Here is a 26,996-nt window from a genome sequence, read left to right as displayed (position 1 = left end):
CTTCAAGCCAAGCCACGCAAGAGCGTGACGCGAACGTGGTGCTCGCGCCCATCGTCGACGAGTGGGATCTGATCCGTATCGAGCGCCTTGCCATCGAGCTCAACCAGGACTGCGCCGCTGCTGATGCCCGCAGGATTCTCCACCGCAATCACGTAGCGCGTGGCTCCATGCCGGCTGCCGCGATGGCGGTAGACAAGGTCGAAGCGTGGCCAGGATGGGGGAATGCATGGATTGATGCGCAGATGGTCGCCAATCCGATGAAAGCCCAGGATGGCCTCCAGTCCGGCCCGATAGAGCCAGCCGGCCGAACCGGTGTACCAGGTCCAGCCGCCGCGACCGATATGTGGAGCCACTGAATAGACATCGGCGCAGGCCACATAGGGTTCAACCTGGTAACGGGCGACTGCCTCCGCCGTCTCGCTGTGGCGAATGGGATTGAGCATGTCGAACAATTCGGCTGCCTTGTCGCCCTGCCCAAGCATCGCGTACGCAAAGATCGACCAGGTGGCGCCGTGGGTGTACTGGCCACCGTTTTCACGTATGCCGGGCGGGTAACCTTTGATGTAGCCGGGGTTCAACGGCGTGTGGTCAAACGGCGGGGTGAAAAGCAGCGCGATCTTCTCATCGTGCCTTATCAGATATTTCTCGACAGCGTTCATCGCCTGCAACGCATGGGCGGGATCCGCCACGCCGGAGATCAGGCTCCACGATTGTGCAATGACGTCAATCTTGCATTCCTCGCTTTCGCTCGAACCCAGGGGCGTACCATCGTCGTAATAGCCGCGCCGGTACCACCCGCCATCCCAGCCTGCGTTGCCCTCCAGTACTCCTTGCAGGCCACTCGCATAGGCCTGCCAGCGGTCTAGCCGCGCCCGCTCACCGCGAGCGCGGGCGTAGGGCAGAAAATCGCGGACAGTCGATAGCAGGAACCAGGCCAGCCAGACACTTTCGCCGCGTCCTTCCGCACCGACATTATTCATGCCGTCATTCCAGTCGCCCGTGCCTATCAACGGCAACCCGTGCGCACCCAGCGTCAAACTGGAATCGATCGCACGCGCTGCGTGTTCGTACACGCTCGCGTGTTCGCTGGCGATGCCCGGTTGGAAGAACGCGTCGGTGTCTCCGTCCTTGATGGGCGGTCCATCGAGAAACGGGATGATTTCATCGAGGACGGCGTGGTCGGCGGTCGTTTTGACGTAATGGGCAGCGACATAGGCAAGCCAGAGACGGTCGTCGCTGATCCGGGTGCGGATGCCCTGCCCCGATGGCGGCAGCCACCAGTGCTGCACATCGCCCTGCATGAACTGCCGCGACGCAGCCCTCAGCAGATGCTCGCGGGCGAGAGCGGGTCGGGCCACGCATAGCGCCATCGCATCCTGCAGCTGGTCACGAAAGCCATAGGCACCGCTGGCCTGGTAATACGCCGTGCGCGCCCACATGCGGCACCCCAGCGCCTGATAGAGCAGCCAGTCGTTGAGCAGGATATCCATCGCGCGATCCGGCGTACTTACCTGCACGGTGTCGAGCAGATCGCTCCATTGCGACTGAACATCACGCAAAACGGCATCGAGGTCGATCGCGCGGTACTTCCCGACCAACGACTGTGCTTCACCGACCATGCTGGCTTCGCCGAGCATGAATCGCAGGTCGACCTGCTCGCCGGGCGCCAGTTCGATGGATGCCTGCAGTGCGCCGCAAGGGGCCAGCCCGGCCCCCACGCGCCCCGATAACGGCAAGTTGCCGACCAGTGCGTGGGGGCGGTCCACAGAGCCAAGGCGGCCCAGGAATTCCAGCCGATCCCCCGTCATGCTGCGCTGCAGGCCGCCGAGGTCCATGAACGCAACGCGCTCGTGAAACTCGGCACGCCACATATTGCGCGCGAACAGCGCACCTGTAAGAGCATCACGCGAGGTTGTCACGAAGGGGGCTGGCACGGTGCCGTTCGCACCCAATGCCCATGCCACGTAGGCCGTGATGGACAGGCGCCGCCTGTGGCTTGAGCGATTGCGGAGGCGAAGTCGCGACAACTTGATGGGGTCATGCGTAGGCGCAAATTGCAGAAGATCGATTTCAATATCGTGCGCATCGTGGGTAAAACGGCTATAGCCCTTGCCGTGCTCAATGGCATAGGTCGCGCCGGCAACGCGAATGGGTGCCGCCGTGGCGCTCCACAAGGCACCACTGTCTTCGTCGCGCAGATACAGCACTTCCTGCGGAACATCGCTGACCGGATCGTTCGGCCAGGGCGTCAGCGGATTCTGCTGGCTGTTGGACGACCAGGTATAACCACCACCCTCCGCCGAGACGAGGAATCCGAATTCGGGATTGGCAATGACGTTGACCCAGGGGACTGGCGTGCACTGGCCATCCCGAAGCTTGATCGCGTAGCTTCGCCCGCTGTTGCCAAAGCTGCCCAGGCCATTGTCGAATTCGCCCCTGGGCGCCTCGGCAGGTGGCCAAGGCATTGATGAGTCGCCGGGTGATTTTTCCTTGGCCAGGAATGCACCGTCACCGGCAATGGCGGATTGGTGAACAGGTAGTTCCCGATTCCGCATGGCCGAAATGGAAAAGCCCTTGGAAGCATCCAGCACGATGCGGGATGCAGTCGCCAGGCCGTTGCGTACCGCGTCGGAAATATCACTGTCGCGCAGCGCGAATGCTTGTGCCGCGACAGCCTGCGCATCGCTCTTTAGCTGCTCGTTCTGGGTCCCGGCCAGTTGCCCCAACGCCGCGTGCAAGGCATCGCCATCGGCGGTATCCAGCAGGACGATGTCGACACCCAGTTGCCTGGCCTGCCAATAGCGCTGAGCGAGAAACAGCTCGTGCACGCAGGTCATACCAGAACTGCTGGCGATACGCAGCAGAACGATCGGCCGATCGCCTGAAATGCCGCAGCTCCAAAGCACCGGCGCTCCACCGACACCTCGCTCAAGCACCTCCGAAGGAGGTCTGAACGCCGGGTCCGCCACCAGCAAAGCCGCCGTCACGCCATCAAAACGGGCGACCTGGTCGGCCTGGATGCCCAGGCGCGCCTGCTCCTCTTTCGCATACGCCGCCGATCCCGCAAGGATGTCTTCCGCCGCAGCGTGCTCGCCCCATGACCGTATCAGCGCGAGCACGTCGGCGCGTGAGCTGGCCAGCGCAGTCAGGAACGCCACCTGCACACTGGCACCAGCTGCGATCGTTACCCGGCGCCGAAGACTGAAGACGGGATCAAGCACGCAACCATCGGTATTCGACAGCGCCGTGCCTACCTGCATGGCCTGGGCACGCCGCAGCGTGCGACCACGCCCCAGAAATCGCATGCGATCCGTTTCGTACTCGCCGCCATCGTCGGCAAGGCTACCAGCGACGACCCGATGCGCGGCCCACACCTCGGGCTCGCTGGGCGAACGCCGCCGGCGCGTGGCCAGCAGTATCCCGCCCTGTCCCACCCACTCGGTTTGCACGAACATCTTGGAGAAGGCAGGATGCGCCGCATCTGCACCGGCCGGCCCAAGCACGAGCTCCGCATACGAGGTCAGCGAGATCCTGCGTTCGCGTGCCCCCTGGTTGATAAGCGTGACGCCTCGCCATTCCATGTCCCGATCGGCGGCAACCGCGATATCCAGCCTGGTCATCAACAAGTTGCGCCGGCACGTCATGCTGACGCGATCGCCGCACAGCTCGGCCGCATGGCTGTCATCATCCGCACCGTAGGGCTGGATGGTCGGCGACCAGGTTTCGCCGCTCTCCTCATCCCGCAACAACAGGTAGCTTCCCCAGCCATCGCCAACGGGATCTTCACGCCAGCGCGTAACAGCCAACCCGCGCCACTGGCTATAGCCGGAACCTGCGGCATCCAGCATCACCGTATAGCGGCCATTGGACAGCAGCTGCACCTGCGCTGGTGCGTCACCAGGTAATGAAGGGCGGCATGGCATGTGGCGTCATAACTCCCATGTGCACGATGGCGCGGTGGATTCGCATCGCGCTGCACTTGAGCATAAGGCCGCACAGGTGTAATACCGTGTGAAGTTCCTGGACCTCGGTGACTGGGACAACGTGCTGCCCCGCCGTATCCCTACACGCGGCACATGCACCGCTCTGCGACATCATCGGAAGACCTTATTCCGAATGACATGGCAACGTTCAATCGGGTCCGGCGCCCCTGTCTGGAACTCATTCGATGGTACAGCTGACTCCGCTCACGAATGAAGCCATGCTCGACCGGCTGCAGCACGCAGCGTTCGACTACTTCCTGCTGAACACCAACCCCTCCAACGGATTGGTCGCCGATACCTCGCGCCCCGGCTCACCGGCCAGCATTGCCGTGGTGGGCTTCGCACTTTCCTCGTATCCCGTCGCCGTTGAGCGCGGTTGGCTGGATCGCCACGATGCGGTTCAACGCTGCCTGGCCGCGTTACGCTTCTTTCGCGACAGCGACCAGAGTGGCAGCCCCACGGCAACCGGTTACAAGGGCTTCTATTTTCACTTTCTCGACATGCACAGTGGTGAGCGCGTGTGGCGCTCGGAACTGTCGATGATCGATACGGCGCTGCTCATCGCCGGCGTACTTGCCGCAGGCATGTACTTCACGGCAGCGACGGATGATGAGGACGAGTTGCGCGAACTGGCCGACTTTCTCTATCGGCGCATCGACTGGCACTGGGCCCAAGGTGGCGGCGACACGATCCGGCAAGGCTGGAAACCCGAATGCAGCTTCCTGCATTACGGATGGGAGGGCTACAGCGAGGCCATCGTGCTGTACGTGCTGGCCATGGGGTCGCCAACCCACCCCATTACCGGGAGCTGCTACAAATCATGGACGTCCACCTATCAGTGGGAAAACCTGTACAACCACGATTACCTCTATGCCGGCCCGTTGTTCGTGCACCAGTTCTCGCATGCCTGGATCGATTTTCGTGGCATCCGCGACCGCTTCATGCGCGAGGCGCGTTCGGACTACTTCCAGAATTCGAGCCGGGCCGTCTTTATCCAGCGCGAGTACGCGCAACGCAATCCGCACGAGTTCACCGGCTACGGCGAACACTGCTGGGGCCTGTCGGCCTGCGACGGCCCCACCGACGAGCAGCCCGATGTGCACAACGAACCACGGCGTCTGTTTGGCTACGCCGCCCGTGGCGTGCCCTATGGACCGGACGACGGCACGCTGTCCGCCCCCGCGGTACTGGCATCGCTACCGTTCGCGCCCGATGTCGTGCTGGGTTCGATACGCCACATGATCTGTCGCTACCCGGAAATATTGACGGAGGGTCGCCTGGCAAGCAGCTTCAACCCTTCCCTGCCCGATAGCCACGGCCATCCGTGGGTCTCAGCGGGGCATTACGGGCTGGACCAGGGCATCGTGTTCATGATGATCGAGAACCACCGCACGGGATCGATCTGGCAGTTGATGCGCGACTGCCCTTACATCGGCAGCGGCCTGCATCGCGCCGGTTTTCGCGGCGGCTGGCTGCAGCAACGCGCCAACCATGATGGGGAATCACACTGATGCCGCAGCCGCGCGACCCATCGATCAGCACGCCCCAGGATGCGTACGAGCGCGAGCGCATGGCCAATGTGCGCCCGCATACATGGAGCAACCCCGCCCCTTCCATCCCCTATCACCTGGCGGTCATTGGCGCCGGGCCGGCCGGGCTCGCCGCCGCCAAGGTGGCCAGGGCCTTGGGCGCCAGGGTGGCATTGATCGAGCGGGACATGCTGGGGGGCGACTCGCTCAATGGCGGCTGCATCCCTTCGAAGACCATCATCCGCACGTCCCAGCTGTACGCCGAAATGCGCGACGCGCGGCGCTATGGGGCGCAGGTGCCCTGTGACATCACGGTCGATTTTCCTGCCGTGATGGAGCGCGTCAGGCGTATTCGCACCCACCTCAGCGGTGAAGACTCGGCTCACCGGCTGGCCAATGACGGCATCGACCTGTTCTTCGGGGACGCCCGTTTCTCCGGGCCGGACACCTTGATGGTCAAGGACGAGGTGCTGCGTTTCGAAAAGGCTTTGATAGCGACGGGTGCCTACCCCATGGTTCCGCCCATCCCTGGCCTGGCGGAAGCGGGCTACCTCACCAGCGAAAACGTATTCGACCTGACCGAGCTGCCACGCCGCCTGCTGGTCATCGGTGGCGGACCGCTGGGCTGCGAGCTGGCCCAGGCCTTCTGCCGACTCGGCTCGAAAACCACCATCGTGCAGGACATGCCCTTGTTCCTCGGCAAGGAGGAGCGCGATGCCGCCCAGATTCTTTCGGATGCGTTTGCCCGCGATGGCATCGAGGTCCGGCTCAATACCATGGCGGTCGCGGTGCGCGTGGAAAATGGCGAGAAGCAGGTCGACCTGGTCAGCGACGACTATCGGAACACGATCGTGGTCGACGCCATCCTGACCGGCATCGGCCATGTGCCGAATGTCCAGCAACTGGGTCTTGAGGCGGCAGGCGTGGACTACGACCTCATCAATGGCGTTCATGTCGATGATTTCCTGCGCACCAGCAACCCCAACATCTATGCCGCCGGTGACGTGTGCCTGGAACACAAGTACACGCATACAGCCGAGGCCTCGGCCCACATCGTGGTGCAGAACGCACTGTTTGGCGGACGGGAGCGGCAAAGCGAACTGGTCGTTCCGTGGTGCACCTTTACCGATCCGGAAATCGCACATGTCGGCCTGTACGTTCGCGAAGCCAATCGACTGGAGATACCGATAAAGACTTTCACTGTTCCCATGCACGAAATCGATCGCGCCATAACGGACAGCGAGGAAGACGGCTTCGTGAAGATCCACGTCAAGGGCCACACCGACAAGATTCTTGGCGCCACCATCGTTGCCCGCCACGCCGGGGACATGATCAATGAGATCACCCTCGCCATGGTCGCGGGTATTGGCCTACGCACGCTGGCGCGGATCATTCACGCCTATCCGACCCAGGCGGCGGCGATCCAGAAAGCCGCGCAGGCGTACTATCGCACGCGCTTTACGCCTGTTGTCCAGGCCAGGGTCCGGCGCTGGCTGGCGCGATAACCGCGCCACGCTAGCCGCCATGGCTGGCCTGTCACGCGCTGTTATCCGCCGCGCGCGGACAATGGTGCGCAGCGCCACTGCAGCACCCTTCACCTCGCTCAAGGAAATCGCATGAAACTCGGCATGATCGGCCTCGGCCGCATGGGCGCCAACATGGCCCAACGTCTTGTCCGTGGCGGACATCAGGTGGTGGGTTTCGACCCGAAGCCCGACGCGCGCAAGGCGCTGGAAAACCAGGGCGCCGCGTCCGCGGACTCGCTGGCCGCCCTGGTGGCGGCGCTGCCCACCCCGCACACGCTATGGCTGATGGTGCCTGCGGGCGACATAACGGATGGCACCCTCAAGGAACTCCTGCCGCTGCTGGCGGCGGGTGACACGGTCATCGATGGCGGCAATTCCAACTACAAGGACAGCATGCGCAGGGCCAAGGCCTTTGCCGACCAGCAGATTCACTACATCGACTGCGGCACCAGCGGCGGCGTCTGGGGGTTGGACGAAGGCTACAGCCTGATGATCGGCGGCGATGCGGCGGCCGTCGAACGCATGCGTCCGTTGTTCGAAACGCTGGCGCCGTCCAGCGAACGGGGCTGGGGACGGGTGGGCCCCGTGGGTTCGGGCCACTTCACCAAGATGATCCATAACGGCATCGAATACGGGATGATGCAGGCCTATGCCGAAGGCCTCTCCATTCTCCAGCACAAGAGCGAATTCGCCCTGGACCTGCACCAGGTGGCGGAGATATGGCGCTACGGCAGCGTGGTGCGCTCCTGGCTGCTGGACCTGACCGCCGCCGCGCTCGAAAAGAACCCGCGCATGACCGGCATCGCGCCTTATGTCGCCGATTCGGGTGAGGGGCGATGGACGGTGGACGAGGCCATCGATCTCAACGTACCCGCGCCGGTGATCACCCAGTCGTTGATCGAACGGCTGCGCTCGCGCGACACGGACTCGTTCTCCGACAAGCTGCTGTCGGCCATGCGCAACGAGTTCGGCGGACATCCGATCAAAAGCGAGTGAGCGGATCGCTACCGCAGCGCCTGTTCAATGTGAAACCGGCCTACGATGACCGAAGCCGTCGAAAAGAAATCATGGAGATCCGCAAATCATGGACAACGGTCTTCGTCGCATCGTCGCCATCATGGGCCTCGCCTGCGCCAGTTTCGCCGCCACCGCCGGCGTACTCGAAAGCAGCCAACAGAACATTTCTGACCGATCGCGCATCGAGCGGCAGTGGCGGGAGCGCTGCGTTGAAAGCGCGGGTGACGATCCTCGGCATCGTCCGACGATCTTTGAAGGGTACAGGGCCAGTGGCTACAGGGGAGCATTGGAGCCCGATTCGATCTGGTCCAGGTCGGTTCGTGAGCATCACCTTCCGGACAAGACGCTCTATTCCATGCGTTACGCGCCGTCTCCCTATGGCGACGAACTGTACGAATCCATCGAACCTGTTTCGGATACCACCACATTTGTTGCCATGCGCAAGGGCTGCGCTGCCTTGCTCGACGCCCAGGGACGGGTGCTCATCGATCAGTTCAACAAATACGAAAGCGTCTACCTCCACGATGCCAAGAAGGGCCAGGGCATGGTCTTGCGGTTGACTCGGGGCGCTCCCGACGAATGGGGCTTCGCTTTTTATACGTATGTACGCATCCGCGCCGGGCGAATCGCGGCCCGTGCGCCGCAATGGTACGCAAGCGGCATTTGCTCACAGGCCGGCAAGGCGGTTGAACTGAACGAAAAGTGGCCGGTAACCCTTCGGGCATTCACCGAAGTCTGTGACGGAGACAACCACTGGGGTTTGCTGCGGCTGGCCGATCTAAAGGAAATCATCCCGACGGCCTACGAGGGCGTAGGCCAACTGACCGTCGGCATGGTGGACTCCCCAGCATCCGCCCTATTCGCGGTTCGCCGGGGAGCCCTGAAATTCTTCAACCTGGACGGCAGGCCTCTCGATGTTCCGGACGCACAGCGTTTTGATACCTATTGGGTCAACTTTCATGAGGCCACGGATTACGTCGTACTGTTTAACGATACCGAGAAAACTTGTCGCATCTATGTGCGCCCTTTACTGACGGCACTGATTGATGAAGCCATTCCGATCGTTCGCGGCGACCATTGCCCCGAGGTAAAGGATCCCTTGTACGTGGGCGCCCCCGGCCTGCTGGAGTTCTCCGATAAGCAAGGGAAACGGCGCAGATATCAAGTCGATCCCAATGGTCTTCGAGCCCACTTGTTGCCCGATTGAGGCATGAGCGGCTGGTGCGGCTAACCACACGGCCAAGGTCCTATCGTCCCAGCAACGCCAGCGCGCGTGCGCAGACGTTGTCCACGGTAAACCCATATTCGCGCAACATCACCTCCGCTGGCGCGGAGGCACCGAAGCGCTCGACGCCCAGCATGTCGCCGTGCGCGCCGACGTAGCGGTTCCAGCCTTGCGATACGCCCAGCTCGATGGCGAGTCGCGCCTTGATCGAGGGCGGCAACACCCGGTCCCGCTCGGCCTGCGGTAGCGCCTCGAACAACTCCCAGCTCGGCATCGAAACGCAGCGCACCGCGATGCCCTGCCCTTGCAGGCGTTCCGCCGCCTGCAGCATCAGGCTCACTTCGGAGCCGCTGGCGATAAGCATCAGCTCGGGCTCGCCGGCCGGCGGGTTGCTAAGGACATAGGCGCCCTGGCGCAAACCTTCGGCGCTGGCATAGCGCTGGCGATCGAGCGTGGGAAGGTTCTGCCGGGTCAGTACCAGCGCTACCGGGGCAGCGCGCGTTTCCACCGCCACCCGCCAGGCGACCGCCGTTTCATTGGCGTCCGCCGGGCGGATCACCACCAGGTTGGGCAGCGCGCGCAAACTCGCCAGCTGCTCCACCGGTTGATGCGTGGGGCCATCCTCGCCCAGTGCAATGCTGTCATGGGTGAATACGTGAATGACATGCAGCCCCATCAGCGCGGCCAGCCGGATGGGCGGGCGCATATAGTCCGAGAAGATCAGGAAGGTGGAGCCGAAGGGAATAAAGCCGCCGTGTGCCGCAAGGCCGTTCACGATGGCGCCCATGGCATGTTCGCGCACACCGAAATGGATATTGCGTCCCTGCCAGCTCCAGCCGGCCGGATCGGAGCCCTGCACATCCTCGCCCGTCGATGCGGGCGGATTGAAATCGCCCAGGTCCTTCAGTGCGGTCTTGGTGGATGGGTTGAGGTCGGCGGAGCCTCCCGTCAGGGGCGGCAGCCTGGGGGCTATCGCGTTCATCACCTTGCTCGACGCGTCTCGCGTGGCAAGCCCCTTGGCATCGGCGGGAAACACGGGGATATCGGTGTCCCAGCCCGCGGGAAGCTCGGCGGACAGGCTCCGCTGCAGCTCCGCGCTGAGCTGCGGAAAAGCCTCGCCATAAGCCCGCAGGCGTTGCTTGAACGCCGCTTCGTGATCCGCGCCGCGCCCGACCGCTTCGCGAAAATGGGCCAGCGCTTCGTCCGGTATCAGGAAATCCGGTTCGGCAGGCCAGCCCAGCGTCTGCTTGGTCTTGCGCACATCCTCCACGCCAAGCGGAGAGCCGTGCGCCTTGAAGCTGTCCTGCTCGGGAGAACCGTAGCCAAGATGCGTGCGCACCAGGATCAGCGACGGCCTGCCGGTCTGCTGATGCGCCGACAGCAAGGCGGCCTGGATGGCATCGAGATCGTTGCCATCGTGCACGCGCACCGTGTGCCAGCCATAAGCCTCGAACCGCTGTGCGCGATCTTCGGAAAACGTGATGTCGGTGCCCGCCGAAAGGGTGACGTAGTTGTCGTCGTACAGGCATATCAGCTTGCCGAGCCGCAGATGCCCAGCCAACGAGGCAGCTTCGGATGCCACGCCTTCCATCAGGTCGCCGTCGCTGACGATGGCATAGGTGCGGTGATCGATCACCGTATGACCCGGCCGGTTGTAGCGCGCCGCCAGCTGGGCTTCGCCGATGGCCATGCCCACCGCGTTGGCCATGCCCTGGCCCAGCGGCCCGGTGGTGGTTTCCACGCCGGGCGTGTGGCCGCGCTCGGGATGCCCCGGCGCCTTGCTGCCCCATTGGCGAAACTGCTTGAGATCATCCAGCGAAAGGTCGTAGCCGGTCAGGTGCAGCAGGCTGTACAGCAACGCCGAACCGTGCCCGGCCGACAGCACGAAGCGGTCGCGATCCGCCCACGCCGGATTGCGCGGGTTGTACCTGAGCCAGCGGGTCCATAGTACGTAGGCCATCGGCGCGGCGCCCAGCGGCATGCCGGGATGCCCGCTATTGGCCTTTTGCACCATGTCGATCGACAGGAAGCGGATGGTGTTGACGCACAACGAGTCGAGCTTGGCGGACATATCGGCTACCTGTGAGGCAAGAGGAAGTAACTACCGCGGGCGTTCAGGCCGCACTGCCTTTGAGTGCGGCGTCGACGATCTGCTGGGCTTCCTGCAGGATCGATTGCAAATGCGCGCCATCCCTGAAGCTCTCGGCGTAGATCTTGTAGATGTCTTCGGTGCCCGACGGCCGGGCGGCGAACCAGCCATTGGCGGTGGAGACCTTGATGCCGCCGATGGGCGCGTTGTTGCCCGGCGCGCGATCGATCACGCTTTCGATCTTCTCGCCGGCCAGCGCGGTGCTTTGCACCTGCTTCGGCGAGAGTCTGGACAGCCGTGCTTTCTGCTCGGCCGTCGCCGGCGCTTCGACGCGGTCCGCCACCGGCTCGCCCAGAGCCTGGACCAATGCCCGGTATCGCTCACCGGGATCGCCCTCGTGGCGAGCGGTGATTTCCGCCGACAACAGCGCCGGCACGATGCCGTCCTTGTCCGTGGTCCACACCTCGCCGTTGCGGCGCAGGCACGAGGCGCCGGCGCTTTCCTCGCCGCCAAAACCCAGCGATCCATCCAGCAGCCCATCCACAAACCACTTGAAGCCGACCGGTACCTCGTAGAGCCGGCGGCCCAGCCGCCTGGCGACGCGATCGATCAAGGCCGTGCTCACCAGGGTCTTGCCGACCGCCGCCTTGGCGTTCCACTGCGGGCGGTGGTGAAACAGATAGTCGATCAGCACCGAAAGATAATGGTTCGGCACCATCAGGCCGCTGCTGCGCGTCACGATGCCATGGCGGTCATGATCGGTATCGCAGGCAAACGCCACGTCGTACTGGGACTTCAGCCCGATCAAGCGCTGCATGGCGTAGGACGACGAGGGGTCCATGCGAATCTTGCCGTCCCAGTCCACGCTCATGAAGCCGAACTGCGGGTCGACCTCCTCGCTGACGACGGTGAGGTCGATCCGGTAACGCTCCGCGATCGGCGCCCAGTAGTGCACGCCGGCACCGCCAAGCGGATCCACGCCCATGTGGATGCCGGCGCCGCGAATCGCATCGAAGTCGATCATGCTGCCGAGATCGCCGACATAGGTATCGAGGAAATCGAATTCATGCGTGGTCGAAGCGTGGCGTGCCTGGGTGAACGGCACCCGCCGCACCTCCTTCAGGCCACCGCGCATCAAGGCGTTCGCGCGATCCTGGATCCAGTCGGTAATGTTCACGTCGGCCGGTCCGCCGTTGGGCGGGTTGTACTTGAAGCCGCCGTTGTCGGGTGGGTTGTGCGACGGCGTGACGACAATGCCATCGGCCAGGCCCGAGTTTCGCCGGTGGTTGTGGCCCAGGATGGCGTGGGAGACTGCCGGTGTCGGGGTGAACTCTCCGCCGCGGGCGATCATCGTTTCGACGCCGTTCGCCGCCAGTACTTCCAGCGCGCTCTCGAACGCCGGCTGTGACAGCGCGTGGGTATCGAAGCCGATATACAGCGGGCCATTGATCTGCTTGCCCTTGCGGTACTCGCAGATCGCCTGGCTGATCGCCAGCACATGCCATTCGTTGAAGCTTCGCTCGAACGAACTGCCGCGGTGGCCGGAGGTGCCGAAGGCCACCTGTTGGGCCGGCAGCGACGGATCGGGACGAAGGTCGGCATACGCCGCCAGCAGCTTGGACACGTCGACCAGCAAGGATGCCGGCGCCGGCTTTCCTGCGAGCGGGCTGATGGTGGTACTCATGGCCGCGCCTCCCGCAACCGGCGGTACCGGCGAATCAGCGCGTTGGTGGAACTGTCGTGGTTGAGCCCGGTAGCGTCCTTGCCGGCGATCTCAGCCTCGACGCGCTTGGCCAGTGCCTTGCCCAGCTCCACGCCCCACTGATCGAACGAGTCGATATTCCAGATCACGCCCTGCACGAACACGCTGTGCTCGTACAACGCCACCAGCGTGCCCAGCGTATATGGGTCAAGCCGTTCGGCAAGAATCGTCGTGCTGGGTCGATTGCCCTCGAAGGTACGCTGCGGCACCAGCTCGGTGGCGGTGCCTTCGGCTCTCACTTCGTCGGCCGTCTTGCCGAACGCCAGCGCCTCGCTCTGCGCGATCAGGTTGGCGATGAGCAGGTCATGCTGGTCGCCGCCGTGTCCATCCGGCAGCGGGTTCAGCGGCTGGCAGAAGCCGATGAAGTCACATGGAATCAGGCGGGTGCCCTGGTGGATCAGCTGATAGAACGAATGCTGCCCATTGGTGCCCGGCTCGCCCCAGTAGACCGGGCCGGTTTCATAGTCCACCGTAGCGCCTTCCAGCGTCACGTGCTTGCCGTTGCTCTCCATGGTCAGCTGTTGCAGGTAGGCGGGAAACCGTTTCAGGTATTGCTCGTAGGGCAGCACCGCCACCGTTGATGCGCCCAGGAAGTTGTTGTTCCAGATGCCGAGCAAGCCCATCAGCACCGGCAGGTTGCTTTCCAGCGGCGTGTGGCGGAAATGCTCGTCCATGGCGTGGAAGCCGGCCAGCATCTCGCGGAAATGCTCCGCGCCGATGGCCAGCATGGTCGACAGCCCAATCGCGGAATCCATCGAGTAGCGGCCACCGACCCAATCCCAGAAGCCGTACATATGCTCGGTGTCGATACCGAACCTGGCCACGCCCTCGGCATTCGTGGATACCGCCACGAAGTGCCTGGCGATGGCCCCGCCCTTTTCGGCCTCGGCGCCGCCCAGCCCACGCAGGCACCAGTCGCGGGCCGCGTGCGCATTGGTCAACGTTTCCTGTGTGGTAAACGTCTTGGAGCAGATGATGAAAAGCGTCTCGGCCGCATCCAGGCCGCGCGTCGCCTCGACAAAATCCGTGCCGTCCACGTTGGAGACGAAACCGAAGCTGATGTCGCGCTGGCTGTAGTGGCGCAGCGCCTCATACGCCATGACCGGTCCAAGGTCGGAGCCGCCGATGCCGATGCTGATGACGTGGCGAATGGGCTTGCCGGTGTAGCCCGTCCAGCGGCCATCGCGCACGCGCCCGGCCAGGTCGGCCATGCGGTCGAGTACCTCATGCACCTTCGGCACGACATTCTCGCCATCGACGTCGATGCGTGCCCCGGCCGGCGCGCGCAAGGCAATATGCAGGACGGCGCGCCCTTCGGTGGCATTGATCTTGTCGCCACGAAACATCGCCTCCATGCGCTGCTTCAGGCTGCAGGCGTCGGCCAGCTCGCGCAGCAGGCGCATCGTTTCGTCGACGACCCGCTGCTTGGAGTAGTCGAAATACATGCCCACCGCCTCGACATGCAGGCGCTCGCCACGGCCCGGATCGAATGCAAACAATTCACGCAGATGGTTGCGGTCCATCTGCCTGGCATGCTGCAGCAACGCCTGCCAGGCCGGCAGCCAGGTCAGGCTGGCTGCATGTGAGGTGGTGGGAGAAGGCATCATGACGAAGCCCTCTGCGAGACCTGGGGAAGCCCGGCGCCCTTGTCCGAAATGCGCTGCAGCAATTGTTGCCAGGATGTAACGAACGATTGCGCGCCTTCGCGCTGCAGCCGGCTGGCCAGCGCATCGACGTCGACGCCTGCCTGCCCGAAGCGTGCCAGCACCTCCTCGGCATCGCCGCCATCCGTGGCCATCACGCCGTCGAGCGCGCCATGCTCGGCAAACGCCAGCAGGGTTTTCTCCGGCATGGTGTCGATGGTGTCCGGGGCCGCCAGGGCCTGGATATACAGCGTGTCGGACGCCTGGGGATCCTTGGTGCCGGTGCTGGCCCACAGCAGTCGCTGGGGCTGGGCGCCCGCAGTATTGAGCTTGCGCCAACGTGGCGTGGCGAGCAGCTCGCGATAGGCGCGGTAAGTGCGCCGGGCGACCGCAATGCCGAGTTTATTGTGCAGCTCGGGTGGCACCTTGCCGTTGGCCGCCACATCCCATCGGCTCACGAACAGCGAGGCCACCGAGCCGACTCGAGGCTCCAGCCCCGCCTCGATGCGCCGTTCGATGCCACGCATATAGGCCTCCGCGGCGGCGAGATACTGCTCGCGGGAAAACAGCAGCGTGACGTTGATCGGTATGCCGGCGTAGATCGACGCCTCGATCGCCGGAAGGCCCTCGGGCAGCCCGGGAATCTTCACGAACAGATTGGGCCGTTCCGCTTGCGCGTGAATCTGTTGTGCGGCCTCGATGGTGCCGGCGGCATCGCTGGCGAGCAATGGCGACACTTCCATGGAAACCCAGCCGTCGACGTGATGACTGGCCTCGAACACCGGCTGGAACATATCGGCAGCGCGGCGTAGATCTTCGAGCGCCAATTCGATGAACAGGCTTTCGCCGGACTTCCCGGCCTTCGCTTTCTCGCGGATGGCGGCGTCGTAGGCGCGACCGCCGCCGATGGCCCCGTCGAAGATGGTCGGATTGGAGGTAAGGCCGGTGACCGAGAGATCGTCGATATAACGACGCAACGTGCCGTTATCGAGCATCTCGCGGGTGATATTGTCCAGCCACAGGCTCTGGCCGAGATCGTGTAATCGACGGGTGGGTTTCATGGCTACTCCGGAGGTGCGGCTTTGACGGTACCGTCGCGACTGACGCGGGCGGCCTGGAGGGTGGCGATGGCAGGGAAATCCGCTGGCGACAATCCCCGCAGGTCGCTGATGTGGTCGATGGTGTAGTCGGGTGCGGGATCGATCGCGGCGTGCTCCGCTTCGGCGGCGTAATGCCCCTGCCGCACGAAGACGGTACTGACCCGGCCGGCGAGTGCCCGTTTCACCGCAGCCAGCAACATCGGTTTGTCGTCGACCATGACGTAATGTGCGGCGGGATGACGCTGCAGCACCGCGTCGATCGTGCGTTCCTTGTGCACATAGATCAGCACGCGGCCGTCCACGGCGTGCCAGAGGCCGGCGCGCTGGATCTTGCGCGGCTGGAACACGATGTCGCCATCGGAAAGAATCACCGGGGCGCCCATGGTTTCCAGGTAATGGATCGCCTCCAGCGCATGCGGATAGAGCCGCTCGTGGAAGGGATAGTCCAGCAGGAAGAACGACAGCTGCAGCAACGCCGCTTCGTCGCTGTTGTCCAGGCGGAACTGCTGCAGGGTACCCAGGTAATCGGCATAGCCAAGCGTATCCCGCAGCCCGGCATAGATGGACCAATAACGTTCACGCTCGTCCTTGCCGAATGCCTGGTCGAGTTGCGCCGTAAGGTCGGCGGCAAAGCGGTCGTTGTCGAGCAAGGTGTTGTCGACATCGAGCAGGAATACGAGTGGCTGGGGCGTCGTCATGACGGCGTCGCCTCCGGCTTGGGATCGTGCCAGCCTTCACTGTCCGCCATCAGCTCCGTGGCCAATGCCGGGCCCCAGCTGCCAGGGGCGTACTCGTGGACCGGCTCGGCATCGCCCAGCGCGGGATCGACCACGGCCCAGGCCCTTTCGACACAGGCGTCACTGGTGAACTGCGAGGCATCGCCACGGATCGCGTCGCCAAGCAGTCGCCGGTACGGCTGTTCTTCCTGCGGTGGTTGATGCCGCGCTATCAGCTCCACCGCTTCGCCACGCATCGCCTCGCCGGCCTGCTTGACGCGCGCGCCGGCCGATATCACCACCTCGGGACTGAGGCGAAAGCGAAAGTAGTTCGACTGCGCTGGCGTGATCTCGTCGAATACGGGCAGCGGCGGGCACTTCAGGTCCACCATCACCTCGGTGGCCGTCAGCGGCAGGCGCTTGCCGGCGCGAATGTAGAACGGCACGCCGGCCCAGCGCCAGGTATCGATATGCAAGCGCAATGCCGCGAAGGTTTCGACCTGGGAGTCGGGTGCAACGCCCTTTTCCTCCCGATAGCCCTTGAACTGGCCGCGCACCACCTCCCGGGGGTCGAGGGGACGCATGGCCTGGAACACCCGCAGCTTTTCGGCGCGCATGGCGACAGCGTCATGCCCGATCGGCGTATCCATCGCCAGCAGCGCGGTGACCTGCAACAAATGGTTTTGCACCACGTCACGAAGGGCGCCGGCCTCCTCGTAGAAGCTGCCGCGCCCTTCGACGCCGAAACTTTCGGCCATGGTGATCTGCACGCTGTCGATATAAGTGCGATTCCAGATCGGCTCCAGGAAGGTGTTGGCAAAGCGGAAGTACAGCAGGTTCTGCACGGCTTCCTTGCCGAGGTAATGATCGATGCGGAAGATCGACGATTCGGGGAACACCTCATGCAGCGTGCGGTTCAGGGCGATGGCCGAGGCCAGATCGCGACCGAACGGCTTCTCCACCACGATGCGCGCGTCCCTGGCGCAACCGGCCTTGGCCAGCCCCTGTACCACCGTCTCGAACATGCTGGGCGGAATGGCCATGTAATGCAGTGGCCGTTGCGCATCGCCCAGTGTCTGCTTCAGTCGAGTGTAGGTTGACGCATCGTTGTAGTCGCCGTCGATGTACTGCAACTGGGTGGAGAGCTTGGCGAATGCCTCGGCGTCGACCCCGCCATGCTCTTTCAGGCTGGCCTTCGCACGTTCTTGCAATTGCTCCCGCGTCCAGCCGGCATAAGCGACGCCGATGATCGGCATATCCAGCTCACCCGCTTGAATCATCGCCTGCAGCGCCGGGAAGATCTTCTTGTACGCCAGGTCACCGGTCGCACCAAAGAACACGAATGCATCGGAGGAAGTACTCGTCATGACGGATTGCGGGTTCCTTGGGTGGCGGGACATGCAGCCGCGATAACCAGGCGGCCAGGGCGATCCTGAGCATGACCCATGCCGCGTTAAGATCGGGCATGGATGGGCTTGCCACGGCGTGACGCTTGCCGGTGCCCGCAGCTAGGTGGACACCCGGCACTGCACGTCGATGTAATGGTCCCGGCCGTCGTCGGTCAGCAAGATGCATTCGCCGGCCTGGATCTCGCCGTCCAGGCTGACCTGATCGCCGCCCTCACCCGCGTCGGCCCGCGTGACGGTGATGTGGTAGTCCGTCTCGGCGTGGCGATAGTCCAGCTTGAACGATGGCCAATCCGCCGGCAGCACCGGCGCAATGCACAGGTGCTCGCCTTCCATGCGCAGGCCAAGCAGCGATTCCACCATCAGCCGGTACATCCAGCCCGCCGAGCCGGTGTACCAGCTCCAGCCGCCGCGTCCCACGTGCGTGGGCGCCGCGTAGACATCGGCCGCGACGACGTACGGTTCGACCTTGTAGATATCCATCGCCTCGGCGGTCCGGCTGTGGTTGACCGGATTGATCATGCGCAGCAATTCCCACGCGCGCTCGCCGTCTCCCAGCTTGGCGAAGGCCATGGCGGCCCATATCGCGGCGTGGGTGTACTGGCCGCCGTTCTCGCGCACGCCCGGCACATAACCCTTGATGTAACCGGGATCGAGCGCGGAACGATCGAACGGCGGATCCAGCAACTGGATCAACCCCATGTCGCGACGTACCAGCCGCTGGTCCAGCGACGCCATCGCCTGACGTCGACGATCGTCACGGGCCGCGCCGGACAGGACCGACCAGCTCTGCGCGATCGAGTCGATCTGGCACTCGTCGTTGCCCGCCGAGCCCAGCGGCGTGCCATCATCGAAATAAGCGCGCCGATACCAGGCACCATCCCAGCCATGTTGCTCAAGGCTTTCCTTCAGCGTCGCCGCCTCGGCTTCGCAACGCGCGGCGAATGCCGCGTCATTGTGCAGGCGCGCGATCGGCGCGAACTGAAGCAGCACGTCGTAGAGGAAGAAACCGAGCCAGACGCTCTCGCCCCGGCCATGCTCGCCCACCCGGTTCATGCCGTCGTTCCAATCGCCGCAGGCGATGAGCGGCAATCCATGCGATCCGCGTGGCGCGGCGTGCTCGATGGCCCTCACGCAATGCTGGTAGAGCGTTTCGCGCAGTTCCGAGTGCGCCGGCAGGTCGTAATAGGATTCCTCGTCCAGGCTGACCCGCCGCCCTTCGATATAGCCGGCGACTTCGTCGAGCACGCCGCTGTCCCCGGTGGTGACCACATAGCGGCTGGTGGCGAGGGGCAACCAGAGATAGTCGTCGGAGCAACGGGTGCGTACGCCCCGGTCCAGTGGCGGATGCCACCAGTGCTGCACGTCACCCTCGGGAAACTGGTGGGCGGCACAGAGCAGCAGATGCTGGCGCGCGCGATACGGCGCGGCGTGCACCATCGCCATCGAATCCTGCAGCTGGTCGCGGAAGCCGATGGCGCCTCCGGATTGGTAATAACCGCTGCGCGCGAGGAAGCGGCAGGCGATGGTCTGGTACATCAACCAACCGTTGACGAGCACGTTGACCGCCGGGTCCGGCGTCTGCACCTGGACCTTGCCAAGCGTCCAATGCCAATGAAGCCGCACTGCATCCAGCGCGGCCGCCGCGCTGCCGAGTCCGCGGCAGCGTTGCACCAGCGCAATCGCCGCCTTGGTGTCGCCGGCCAGGCCGAGCCGGAAGATGACCTCGTACTCGTCGCCATCATCCAGCTCAAAGGGAATCTGGATGGCCCCGCAAGGGTCCAGCCCTGCCCCCACCTGCCCCGACAGGGAGGCGTTGCCCATCGCCGCGGGGGCGCGCGTACTGCCGTTGCGGCCCAGAAATTCGCTGCGATTGCCGCTGATGCTGCGCGCCGGGTTGTCGACATCGAAAAACGCCACACGCTCGGGAAACTCCGTGTTGTAGGCATTGCGCGCAAACAGGGCGCCGGTCACCGGGTCGGACTCCGTGACCACATGCATGGCCGTACGCGAGTGCAAGTCGCCGAGCACCCACTCGACATAGCCAGTGGCGGACAGTCGCCGCATGCGGCCCGAACCATTGCGCACCTTCAGCACCATGAATTTCACCGGCAGATCCAGCGCCACATAGACCCATAGCTCCGTGTGGATGCCGTCTTCCTGGTGCTCGAACACGCTGTAGCCGAACCCGTGCCGGGTCAGGTAGGCGCCCTCGCCGCGTCGCGGCAACGGCGTGGGCGACCAATAGCGCCCGGTCTGTTCGTCGCGCAGGTAGAGGGCCTCGCCGCTGGCGTCGGTGACGGGGTCATTGCCCCATGGCGTCAGGCGGAATTCGTGGGCGTTTTCCGCCCAGGTATAGGCGCCGCCGCTTTCGGACACGATGGTGCCGAACTGCGGATTGGCCAGCACGTTGGCCCACGGGGCCGGCGTGGTCTGCCCCGCCGCCAGTGCGATGACATATTCGGTGCCGTCCGCACTGAATCCGCCGTAGGGGCTGCGCAACTGCAAATCGGCCGGCACCCTATCGGGCGTGGGGCGAGTGGCGCTGAACTCGGGAATCCAGCTCTCGGTCATTTGCAGGCGCGCCGGCTTGATCCGCAGCTGGCGGCGCCCGATCTGCTCGGCCAGACTGCCCCGGTTGTCGGCCAGCACCAGGCGCGCGACGGCCTGCACCAGGATGCGATCCTCGTTGGACAGTTGCTGGGCCGAACGCACGAAGATGCCGCCGGGCCGATCGATCAGGCTCGCCTCCACCCCGGAGGCGATCAGGCCCATGATCTGGTCCTGCAGTTGCTGCCGGTAGCCCGCGTGATCCTCATTCCAGATCACCAGGTCCACGGCCAGGCCCTTGAGTCGCCAATACGCATGCGCCTGCACCAGTTGGCGTACCAGCTCGATATGCGAGAGATTGGAAACATGCAGCAGCACGATGGGCAGGTCGCCGGAAATGGCCTGCCCCCACAAGCCGGATTGGCCACGCCGGTTGATCCGCAAGATGCTCGCTTCCGCGCGCAACGACGCGCTGGCGTAAATGATGGATGCCGCCATCTGTTCGTAGAGCTGCGCATCGGCCAGGCTGGCATTGAGCTGGCGCAGCAGCACCTGGCTATGCGTCCAGGCCAGGTCGAATACGCGATCGGCCAGATGCCGGTCACGATACTTCTCGATCAGGTGCAGGCAGGCATCCCGGCTGTCGCCCACCCCGGTCACCATGTCCACCAGCGCCGACTGCTCGGGCTCCAGCGTGATCCGGCAGCGAATGGCGATGATCGGGTCGAGCACCGATCCCTCGCTGTCCGACAGGCGGCCACCGCCATCGGCGAATGAATCCATCGCCGCGGGATCATCCAGGCTGCGCCCACGGCCGATGAAGCGGGCGCGATCGGTCTCATACGAGATCACGTCGATATCCGCATCATGCACGGCCATCAGATGGCACATCCACGGCACGTGGTCGCCGCTGGAGCGTGGCCGGCGCGTGCAGATGATGGCCTGCAGCGCGCGTACCAGCTCGGTCTGCACGAACAGGTTGCTGAATGCCGGGTGCAGCGCATCGGCGATCGCCGGCGCCAGCACCACCTCGGCATAACTGGTGATCTCGATGGTGCGTCGCGTCCGCCCACGGTTGGTCAGCCGGATGCGGCGAAGCTCGATATCGTCCTCGGGCGACACCACGATTTCGGTATGCGCATCGAAATCGCGCTGGCGCACGCGAAATTCGGCGCGTGCATCCGAGAAAATCGCCTCGTAGTGGTCCGGCTTCTTCAGCATCGGCTGATAGGCGGCGGACCAGCATTCGCCGCTGGCCACGTCGCGCAGATAACAGAACATGCCCCAGTTGTCGCGGCTGATGTCCTCCTGCCAGCGCGTGACGGCCATGTCCCGGCAACGGCTGTAGCCGCCGCCGGCGCTGCTGACCATGACGTGATAACGGCCGTTGGAGAGCAATTGCAGCGCCGGCCTCATCCGGTCCGGGTCGGTGAACACGCGCAAGGTGGCTTCCGGGGCCGGCGCCGTGCCCTGCGCGGCGGAAAATTCGGCGGTATGCAGATATTCCATCGCGGTCTTTGGCATGCGTTCCTGCAGCAGCAGCAGCGTTGCCTGGAGACTGGGATCGGCTTCAAAACGCTTCTGCATCGGCTGTTGCCGAAGCACGTAATCCAGCGCCAACAGGCTCATGCCCTGATGATGGGCCATGAACGAGAAAATCACCGCCGACGTTTGCCCACGCGGCAAGCGCGCCGGGGTGTAATCAATCGCTTCATGCAGCCCGAAGCGCCCCTCCAGCCCTTCGCCGGCAAGCCGCTGCAGGTTGGCGCAGGCCGCCTCGGGCGCCACCATCAGCGCCAGCGCCGTGGCATACGGCGCCACCACCAGCTCTTCGCCCAGGCCACGCTTGAGACCCAGGCCAGGGACGCCGAATGCCCGGTATTGATAGTTCAGATGAGCATCCACCGTGTTGTAGCCGGACTCGGAAATGCCCCAGGGCGTGCCGCGCTGGTTGCCATATTCGATCTGCCGGGCCACGGCGGCGCGGCAGGTCTGGTCGAGCAGGCTTCCCTCGTAGCTGGGCATCACCAGCATGGGCATCAGGTATTCGAACATCGAGCCCGTCCACGACAGCAGTACCGGCTCGCCGCCCGCCGTGGTCAACAGCCGGCCCAGCGTGAACCAGCTTTCCTGTGGCAGCTGTTCCTGCGCGATGGCGACAAAGCTGGTCAGCCTGGCCTCGGAGGCAAGCAGGTCGTAGAAGCCCGCATCGAGCCGGCGCTCGTCCAGGTTGTAGCCAATGGCGAGCAGATCGCGATGCGTATCGTAGAGAAAGCCATATTCCATGACGGCGAGCTCGCCCAGCTGCCGCGCCAACTGCCCGATCGTCTCGATGAACGCTGCGGCAGCCTGCTGCGCCTTGGCCGAATCCGGCGTCGCCACACCGGTTCGAAGTCCTCCATCAAGCGCCGCCAGTTGGCGCAAGGAGGGAATGCTGGTCTGCCAGGCACCCTCATCGACGGCTGATGCGGATACGAAGCGGCCAAGATAGGCGCTGGCATCGCGGCATTGCAGCAGCATCGCCGAGAGCCAGAAGCCCACCTCATCCTCGGGATCGACCTGCAGCACGGCCGCGACGGCCTCGCCCTCTGCGAGCAGCCGGCTCATGCAGGCTTCCGCCTCGGTAAGCGATACCGGCGGCGCCGTGCGAGCGGCATCGAGCTGATGCTGGAAATCGCCGAGCGGAGCCATGTCGATGCCACGCGCCGTGAGCGCTTCGCGCAAGATCTCCAGCGTGTCGACCAGGCCATCCAATAGCCGTGCATCGAACGGCGGGTCGTCCACCAGCGCCAACAGGCCGGCACGAAGCGTCAGCAAATGACCGACAAGATTGCCGCTGTCGACAGCGGAGATGTAGTGCGGCGGCAGCGGCCGCAGGGACAGCGTGTCGTACCAGTTATAGAAATGCCCCCGGTGTCGCTCCATGCGTTGCATGGTTTCAAGGGTAAGACGGGTGCGCTCCAGCAGCCGCTCCATGGTCAGATAACCGAAATCGTATGCCGCCAGATTCGCCAGCAGGGCCAGCCCCATGTTGGTGGGCGAGGTGCGATGCGCGATGACCAGCGAGGGCTTCTCCTGGATGTTGTCCGGTGGCAGCCAGTTTTCCTGCGGCCCGACATGCGCCTCAAAGAACGCCCAGGTCTTACGCGCCAGTTTCCGCAAGAAGCGCAATTGACCCGCGCTCGGCGCAAACGCGACGCGCGCGGGCGGCTTGCTCAGCCACCATGCGATAGCCGGCGCCACCAGCCACGACAGCAGGCTCGGCCACGCCACGGCCAGCGCCACCGGCCGTCGCAGCGCCAGGGCCAGGATGACGATCACCGCGAGACACGGCGCGATCCACATCAACCGATAGAGCCCCGCCAGCGACGCCGCGCTGGTGCGCTCGATCTCCCTCGATGCGTTCCATTGCAACAGGTGTCGCCGGCTGATCGCCACGCGCCACAGCGTTCGCACCACTGCGTCCAGGCTGTAAAGCGCTTCGTGCGGCAACCACACCAGCACGAGCAAGGCGCGCAGGAAATGCTGGCCGGCGGCGTGGAATGCGACGCGCAGGTGCTGGTCCAGCGGCAGGTCGCGCGATTTCTGCAGCAAGCCGAGCAACGACGTCAGCAGCGGCGGCAACAACAGCACGGCCAGCACGCCGAGCGTCCACCAGGCTACCGGCGCCACGGCGAACCAGCCCAACAGCAGCAACGCAAGCAACGAGGACGGGACCAGGCTGCGACGCAGGTTGTCCAACAGCTTCCAGCGCGACAGCGCCGACAACGAACTCCGCTCGATCGCCCCGCTTCGTATTGGGGTGCGTGGCAACAGCCAGGGCAGCAACTGCCAGTCGCCACGGATCCAGCGATGCCGGCGATTGGCGTCCGCGCTGTAGCGGGAGGGATATTCCTCGTACAGCTGCACGTCGGAGATCAGGCCCGACCGCGCATAGCAGCCCTCTATCAGGTCATGGCTGAGGATGCTGTTGTCGGGAAACCGTCCTTCCATCGCGCGCTCGAAGGCATCCAGGTCATAGATGCCCTTGCCGATGAAGGAGCCTTCCCCGAAGAGATCCTGATAAACATCCGACACAGCCCGCGTATAGGGGTCGATACCCGCGTCGCTGCCAAACAAGCGCGCGTAGATGGAACGCACGGCGCTGGGCAGGCTGATGCCGACCCGTGGCTGCAGAATGGCGTAGCCGGCCACGATCCGTCGCTTGCCGGCATCATAGACCGGGCGATTGAGCGGATGCGCCATGGCGCCGATGAACTGGCGCGCCGCGCCGCGTGGAAGCTGCGTGTCGACGTCCAGGGTGATCACATACTTCACGTCCTTCAGCGCGGCAGTGTGACCGACGATCAAGGAAAACCGGCTGGCATCGCCGTCGCGAAGCAGCGCGTTGAGGTCGGCCAGCTTTCCGCGCTTGCGCTCGGCCCCCATCCAGACCTTGTCGATGGCATTCCAGCGGCGCGGCCGATGAAACAGGAAGAAGCGATCGGCACCCGCGTCGGCGTAGGTTTCATTGAGCTGGCTGATTCGCCGTTGCGCAAGCTCGAGCAGGGCGGCGTCCTGTTCCAGTACTTCCGCGTCGGCATCGGTGAAATCGGTCAGCAAGGCGAAATGAAGATACCGGTCACGGTTGGCCAGAAAGCGAACCTCCAGGCCCTCGACGAGTTCGTTGACGTCCTCAACGCAGGAGAACATCGAGGGCACCACCACCAAGCTGCGCACCTGGCTCGGCAAACCCTCGGAATAGTCCATGCGTGGCAACATCTGCGGCTTCATCACGATGGACACCAGCCAGTTCACCAGGCTGATCGACAGCTGGCTGGTGACCACGACAATGGGCAGGGCGATCAGCAGGCGCCATAGGCCGTGTATGCCGCTGCCCCCGAGGCTGGACAACAGTGGCCAGGCGAACAACCCCGTGAGCAGTGCGATCGAACCGAGATAGAACGTCAGCGGCGACCGCTTGATGCGTTGCTGCCAGACCTCCGCCAAGGGATGCCGCACGGCGATGTGCTGTTCCAGCGCGGGCAATCCGCGGTCGACCAGATAGAAGCCGACATGGGCCTCGACATCCGTGTCTTTGCCAGCTTGCGCGTGCTGCCTGGCAAGCTCGACGGCGGCCTGCGCCACCTCGGCCTCGGACAGCGCGCTATGGCGGGCCAGCCACTCCACCACGTGGCGATAGTGATCGCGCGTGGCGAAATCCATCGCTGTGTAGATGGCCGCCGGATCGTCTCGCAAGATGCGCTCGACGACACTGGTGCTTTCCACGAACTCCTGCCAGTCCAACGCGGACAGCATGCGCAGGCTGCCGATGCTGTTGCCGATGGAAACCTGGTCGGCTGCCTGTTGCTGCGCCTCCATCTGCACCAAGCGTTCGATGCTCAAGCCCGATTCGGCCAGGTGCTGCTCGATCCAGTTCAGGGGCAACGCCAGCGCGGGCCCCTGCCCTTGCAGCCGCCGCGTCAGCTCCGCCACGAAAGAGCTGGCCATCGGCGGGTGTGATCGCGCCATGTCCGCGACGGCAAGCACGACGCTCTTGGGGTCGCGCTCGGCGATCTCCGTCATTCGATCGGCCCACTGGTCGGCCAGGTTGCGATCGTTCCAATCCACCATCACGCGGGATGCGACGCGACGAAGGTTCTCGATCAAGGCCAACCGCAGCATGATCGGGATGGCCCACAACTCACCGAGCGTCAGTGGCGTGACGGTCTGGTAGGAGGCGACGAAACGGCTCAGGCTTTCGTTGTCGACGCGGCCATCGCCATGGGAAATGGTTTCCAGCGCAATATCGTAGACGCGCGGCAGGCGGGCGGATGGCCCGCTGAGCAGGCGTGGCAGCTCGCGGCTGTAGCTCTTGGGCAGATGTCGCTGCGCCGTGCGGATCTGCTCTTCGATCAGGTAATAGTTGTCGAGCAGCCATTCGGCGGCGGGGGTGATGCGGCGATCCGCGCGATGCGCCCGCGTGAGCATGTCGCAGGAATGCGCAAGCACGGCCTCGTTGTCGGCCAGGCGAGCCAATAGCGAATTGTCACGCGAGTTCGCACTGGACCGATGCGTGCTGGCCAGCGCGGCGCCATACAGATCCATCTGGTCGGCGCTGAACAACTCCGAGCGCAGGGTCGGCTCCGGGGTGTGTTCGATGTGTCGCCGCCACGACGGTTGGCGGCGGAAAGTGGCCCTGAGGCGATGAAGCCGTACCGAAGAGAGCGGATTGCTGATCTTCAAAAGTCACCTTTTCCTTAAGCGATCATGCAGAGCGGCAAACCCATGGAAACTCGCACGCAGACCATCGCGGCGGCGTCACCCTGAGTTATCTCTTCTACCTTGTCGGCGGGAAGAACCATGTGAAGACGTGCTGCACCGCCCCGTGCCCTACCCACGGGCACCATGAAGGCCGGCATGCACGGGCCGACTTCCGCGCGGGTCAACGCCCGCGCGAGCCACCGGGAA

At 64.3% G+C, this 26,996-nt stretch carries 12 protein-coding genes; 4 read left to right on the top strand and 8 right to left on the bottom strand.

The genetic code is table 11. The features are described 5' to 3' along the window. Window positions 1-2: 2 nt before the first annotated feature. The gene (locus tag MJ606_RS06950; protein WP_243048722.1) at window positions 3-3,881 is read right to left on the bottom strand and encodes a glycosyl transferase family 36; all 3,879 of its coding nucleotides are present in this window, start codon (window positions 3,879-3,881) and stop codon (window positions 3-5) included. A gap of 320 nt (window positions 3,882-4,201) precedes the next feature. On the opposite strand from MJ606_RS06950, the gene MJ606_RS06945 reads away from it, so the two are divergent. From MJ606_RS06945 to MJ606_RS06930, 4 genes are all read left to right on the top strand, one after another. After that, complete coding sequence (locus MJ606_RS06945) at window positions 4,202-5,494, top strand: glucoamylase family protein (protein ID WP_243048721.1); 1,293 nt, start codon at window positions 4,202-4,204, stop codon at window positions 5,492-5,494. Further along, window positions 5,494-7,017: a mercuric reductase gene (locus tag MJ606_RS06940; protein ID WP_243048720.1), complete on the top strand. Its 1,524-nt coding sequence runs from the start codon at window positions 5,494-5,496 to the stop codon at window positions 7,015-7,017. The genes MJ606_RS06945 and MJ606_RS06940 overlap by 1 nt, the downstream gene beginning before the upstream one ends. Before the next feature lie 111 nt (window positions 7,018-7,128). After that, a complete protein-coding gene (gene gnd / locus MJ606_RS06935; protein ID WP_243048719.1) occupies window positions 7,129-8,034 on the top strand; it encodes a phosphogluconate dehydrogenase (NAD(+)-dependent, decarboxylating) in 906 nt (301 codons plus the stop codon). Window positions 8,035-8,122: 88 nt separating this feature from the next. Beyond that, window positions 8,123-9,262 carry a hypothetical protein gene (locus tag MJ606_RS06930; RefSeq protein ID WP_243048718.1) on the top strand — a complete coding sequence of 380 codons (1,140 nt, stop codon included), beginning with the start codon at window positions 8,123-8,125 and terminating at the stop codon, window positions 9,260-9,262. A gap of 40 nt (window positions 9,263-9,302) precedes the next feature. Here MJ606_RS06930 and tkt read toward each other — a convergent pair whose 3' ends face one another. From tkt to MJ606_RS06895, 7 genes are all read right to left on the bottom strand, one after another. Beyond that, the gene (tkt, locus tag MJ606_RS06925; RefSeq protein ID WP_243048717.1) at window positions 9,303-11,351 is read right to left on the bottom strand and encodes a transketolase; all 2,049 of its coding nucleotides are present in this window, start codon (window positions 11,349-11,351) and stop codon (window positions 9,303-9,305) included. A 43-nt stretch (window positions 11,352-11,394) separates the two neighbouring features. Continuing rightward, window positions 11,395-13,053, bottom strand: a complete 1,659-nt coding sequence (pgm, locus tag MJ606_RS06920) for a phosphoglucomutase (alpha-D-glucose-1,6-bisphosphate-dependent) (protein WP_243048716.1) — start codon at window positions 13,051-13,053, stop codon at window positions 11,395-11,397. Then, window positions 13,050-14,738, bottom strand: a complete 1,689-nt coding sequence (pgi, locus tag MJ606_RS06915; protein WP_243048715.1) for a glucose-6-phosphate isomerase — start codon at window positions 14,736-14,738, stop codon at window positions 13,050-13,052. The genes pgm and pgi overlap by 4 nt, the downstream gene beginning before the upstream one ends. Continuing rightward, entirely contained in the window at window positions 14,735-15,835 is a 1,101-nt protein-coding gene (gene tal, locus MJ606_RS06910; protein ID WP_243048714.1) for a transaldolase, read from the bottom strand. The genes pgi and tal overlap by 4 nt, the downstream gene beginning before the upstream one ends. 2 nt (window positions 15,836-15,837) lie before the next feature. Further along, window positions 15,838-16,572: an HAD family hydrolase gene (locus tag MJ606_RS06905; RefSeq protein WP_243048713.1), complete on the bottom strand. Its 735-nt coding sequence runs from the start codon at window positions 16,570-16,572 to the stop codon at window positions 15,838-15,840. Next, window positions 16,569-17,957, bottom strand: coding sequence for a glucose-6-phosphate dehydrogenase (zwf, locus tag MJ606_RS06900; RefSeq protein WP_243048712.1), 1,389 nt, complete (start codon window positions 17,955-17,957; stop codon window positions 16,569-16,571). Before zwf ends, MJ606_RS06905 begins: the two co-directional genes overlap by 4 nt. A gap of 141 nt (window positions 17,958-18,098) precedes the next feature. Next, on the bottom strand, window positions 18,099-26,771 hold the full coding sequence (locus tag MJ606_RS06895; RefSeq protein ID WP_243048711.1) for a glucoamylase family protein: 8,673 nt from the start codon (window positions 26,769-26,771) through the stop codon (window positions 18,099-18,101). Window positions 26,772-26,996 lie beyond the last annotated feature (225 nt).

Origin of the sequence: Dyella sp. RRB7 (assembly GCF_022761115.1) — a bacterium.
GTDB lineage: Bacteria > Pseudomonadota > Gammaproteobacteria > Xanthomonadales > Rhodanobacteraceae > Dyella.
Note: the sequence above shows the minus strand (reverse complement) of the source record. Positions and strands in the feature narration are given on the sequence as shown.

What these genes read in the sequence shown, in the direction of transcription:
- pgm (WP_243048716.1), bottom strand. Translation starts at nt 13,053, where the DNA reads ATGAGTACCACCATCAGCCCGCTCGCAGGAAAGCCGGCGCCGGCATCC.
- tkt (WP_243048717.1), bottom strand. Translation starts at nt 11,351, where the DNA reads ATGTCCGCCAAGCTCGACTCGTTGTGCGTCAACACCATCCGCTTCCTG.
- MJ606_RS06940 (WP_243048720.1), top strand. Translation starts at nt 5,494, where the DNA reads ATGCCGCAGCCGCGCGACCCATCGATCAGCACGCCCCAGGATGCGTAC.
- MJ606_RS06930 (WP_243048718.1), top strand. Translation starts at nt 8,123, where the DNA reads ATGGACAACGGTCTTCGTCGCATCGTCGCCATCATGGGCCTCGCCTGC.
- pgi (WP_243048715.1), bottom strand. Translation starts at nt 14,738, where the DNA reads ATGATGCCTTCTCCCACCACCTCACATGCAGCCAGCCTGACCTGGCTG.
- tal (WP_243048714.1), bottom strand. Translation starts at nt 15,835, where the DNA reads ATGAAACCCACCCGTCGATTACACGATCTCGGCCAGAGCCTGTGGCTG.
- gnd (WP_243048719.1), top strand. Translation starts at nt 7,129, where the DNA reads ATGAAACTCGGCATGATCGGCCTCGGCCGCATGGGCGCCAACATGGCC.
- MJ606_RS06905 (WP_243048713.1), bottom strand. Translation starts at nt 16,572, where the DNA reads ATGACGACGCCCCAGCCACTCGTATTCCTGCTCGATGTCGACAACACC.
- MJ606_RS06945 (WP_243048721.1), top strand. Translation starts at nt 4,202, where the DNA reads ATGCTCGACCGGCTGCAGCACGCAGCGTTCGACTACTTCCTGCTGAAC.
- zwf (WP_243048712.1), bottom strand. Translation starts at nt 17,957, where the DNA reads ATGACGAGTACTTCCTCCGATGCATTCGTGTTCTTTGGTGCGACCGGT.